3 protein-coding genes and 1 pseudogene are annotated in these 2585 nt (G+C 66.3%); 2 read left to right on the top strand and 2 right to left on the bottom strand.

Annotated elements, in window-relative coordinates; translation table 11 throughout:
- Together H8A95_RS42485 and H8A95_RS42480 are read left to right on the top strand one after the other, a co-directional pair.
- Positions 1-129, top strand: a pseudogene (locus H8A95_RS42485) (aldehyde reductase); the annotation flags it as partial.
- A gap of 108 nt (positions 130-237) precedes the next feature.
- Complete coding sequence (locus H8A95_RS42480) at positions 238-1023, top strand: 2-keto-4-pentenoate hydratase (RefSeq protein ID WP_229188379.1); 786 nt, start codon at positions 238-240, stop codon at positions 1021-1023.
- A 225-nt stretch (positions 1024-1248) separates the two neighbouring features.
- Here H8A95_RS42480 and H8A95_RS42475 read toward each other — a convergent pair whose 3' ends face one another.
- Positions 1249-1647, bottom strand: a complete 399-nt coding sequence (locus H8A95_RS42475; RefSeq protein WP_229188378.1) for a ClpXP protease specificity-enhancing factor SspB — start codon at positions 1645-1647, stop codon at positions 1249-1251.
- Between the two features lie 54 nt (positions 1648-1701).
- Positions 1702-2454, bottom strand: coding sequence for a carbonic anhydrase (locus H8A95_RS42470; RefSeq protein ID WP_229188377.1), 753 nt, complete (start codon positions 2452-2454; stop codon positions 1702-1704).
- Positions 2455-2585 lie beyond the last annotated feature (131 nt).

The raw sequence follows: 2585 nt of genomic DNA, 5'->3' as shown, positions 1-2585 counted from the left end.
CTCGGCAAGGTGCGCCGCTCGACCAGCGCCAAGGCGCAAAACCTGCTCGGCTGGCGGCCGCGCGGCAATGAGGAGATGATCGTTGCGACCGCGGAGAGCCTGATCAGGCTGGGCTTGGTCAAGGCCTGACGGCTGCGCCCGTCCTGCGTGCTTGCCAGACGCGTCGCCGAGTGCTGAATTGCCGCTAGCAGACGTCGGCGCCACCGCGCCGCCGAGAACATCAGGGAGGCTGCGCAGATGGATCGGGTCCTCGCGGCCGCAAAGGCGATCGCCGCCGCGCGCCGCAACCGCGCGCCGCTCAAGGCGCTTCCGAAAGACGTGGTGCCGCTTGACGAGGCCGAAGGCTATCGCGTGCAGTACGCGCTGCACGATCTGATGCAGCCGCAGGTCGGCAGCCTCGTCGGCTACAAGATCGGCTGCACCAGCGCGGTGATGCAGGAATATATCAACATCCCGCACCCCTGCGGCGGCGGCGTGTTCGAGAAGGTCGTGCATGACAGCGGCGTGCAGCTGCCGGCGGCCGACTTCGTCCATGTCGGCGTCGAATGCGAGATCGCGGTGAGGCTGGCGCGCAGTCTCGCGCCGAGCGAAGCGCCGTTCACCGCCGAATGGGTCGCGGAAGCGATCGAGGCCTATCATCCCGCGATCGAGATCGTCGATGACCGCTACGTCAAATGGGAGACGCTCGGCGCGCCGACGCTGATTGCCGACGACTTCTTCGCCGCCGGCTGCGTGCTCGGTGAGGCCGTGCCGCGCATCACCGTGCCCGATCTGCGCAAGGTCACCGGACGCGCGATCGTCAACGGCAAGGAGGAGGGGCGCGGCACCGGCGCCGATGTGCTGGGTCATCCCCACAACGCGCTCGCCTGGCTCGCCAATCATCTCGCCGCCGAGGGCCGCGGCCTGCATGCCGGCCAGATCGTGATGACCGGCAGCCTGGTCAAGACGGTCTGGCTGAAGGCCGGCGATGCCGTCGTGATGGAGCTCGACGGTCTCGGCAAGGTGGAAGCGACGTTCACCTGAGGGATGACGATAGGTTGACGAGCCTGCCTCCACATAAAGCTGTCGTCCCTGCGAAAGCAGGGACCCATAATCACGAATTTTGATTGTTGTGCGCCGGCGGAACCACGAGCGCCGCTAACAACATCCGCCGCGGCGTATGGGTCCCTGCTTTCGCAATGCGAACGCAGGGACGACACTGAATGTGCGGAGTGACGTTCACCTGATCGTTCATGCCCTCTGCGATGGTCACTGTTCGCCCGGTCGACCGCTCGCGCACATCTGAACCGCGTCATCCCAAAGGCTCCTGACCGCGTCGAACGGCACGGTCAGCCGCGCATATTTGCGCTTGAACCAGAGGCCGACCTCGAAGCCGTCATCCGTCACCACCAGGCGATCGAATTCGTGTTGCAGGATGACCGTGATCTCCTCGGGGTATTTCTCGATCAAGGCGGCGGGAAGTTTCACGCCATCGGCCCGGGTTGCGAAGGTGACGTTGACCGGCCGGTCCTCCGCGGCGTGGCGGAGCGACGCCGTCATTTCGATCCGCTTCGCCGCGGTGTTGCAGGGCTCGGCGCCGGCGTGCGTCGTCAACGAAGCCGCCAGCAGGAGCAGCACTCCAGCAATCCCGGTGCGCCGGCGCCACATCCGTGTTCTCCATGTCGCTCACATGGTTTCAGTGGCTGCAAGCTGCGCCGAGGTTCAAATCGCCGGCCGCTTGCCGTCCGCGACGAGCTCGACCTTGCCGTCGACCAGCCGATAGACCGCACCGACGATCCTGAGCTTGCCCTGATCGACCGCGGCGCTGAGGATCGGCGTCGCCGCTTTGAGCTTGGCGACGTTGTCGATGACGTTCTGCCGGATCGCGTTGGCGAGCCGGTCGCCCGAGCTGCCCGCGGTCGCCTTCACCGCGGGCGCGATCGCATTGACCAGCGAGGGCAGATGACCGGGCAGGGTGGTGTTGTCCTTCAGCGACTTGATCGCCGCGTCGACCGCCCCGCAGCTGTCATGGCCGAGCACCATGAAAAGCGGCACGCCGAGCACGGACTGCGCATATTCCAGGCTTGCGATAGTCTCGTCGCTGGCGAAATTGCCGGCGACGCGGCAGACGAACAGATCGCCACGGCCGGTGTCGAAGGCGTATTCCGGTGCGATGCGGGAGTCCGCACAACTCAGGATGCCTGCGAACGGGTTTTGTCCGCCGGCCAGGGCCTCGCGCTCGTGCTTGAAATCATGCCGCCGCGACACGCCGTCGACATAGCGGAGATTGCCCTTCACCAGCCGGTCGAGCGCCGCATCAGGCGGCAACACGTTCTGCGGCTTCGGCGGCCGCTTGGCCTCCTTGGCCGTCACAGCCGGCGCAAGGGCGAGGCTGGCCGCGGTGCACGCCGCGGCAGCGAGAAAGAAGCGCCGGGAGGGTCGGCTGGAAGGTGTGATCTCGCAGAGCTGGCACATCAAGGTTCTCCGTGAACAAGGACCGCATCCGCGCGATATGTGTAGGTCAGGCGCAGTGCCTTCGCAACGACCCGCCACGTCCGCAACCGTCGTCCGAGAGGCACGCTCCCTCCAGGCGTCGTCCCTGCTTT

It is taken from the genome of Bradyrhizobium oropedii, from assembly GCF_020889685.1.
GTDB lineage: Bacteria > Pseudomonadota > Alphaproteobacteria > Rhizobiales > Xanthobacteraceae > Bradyrhizobium > Bradyrhizobium oropedii.
The sequence above is the reverse complement of the archived record's forward strand: the minus strand, read 5'-3'. Positions and strand labels throughout refer to the sequence as shown.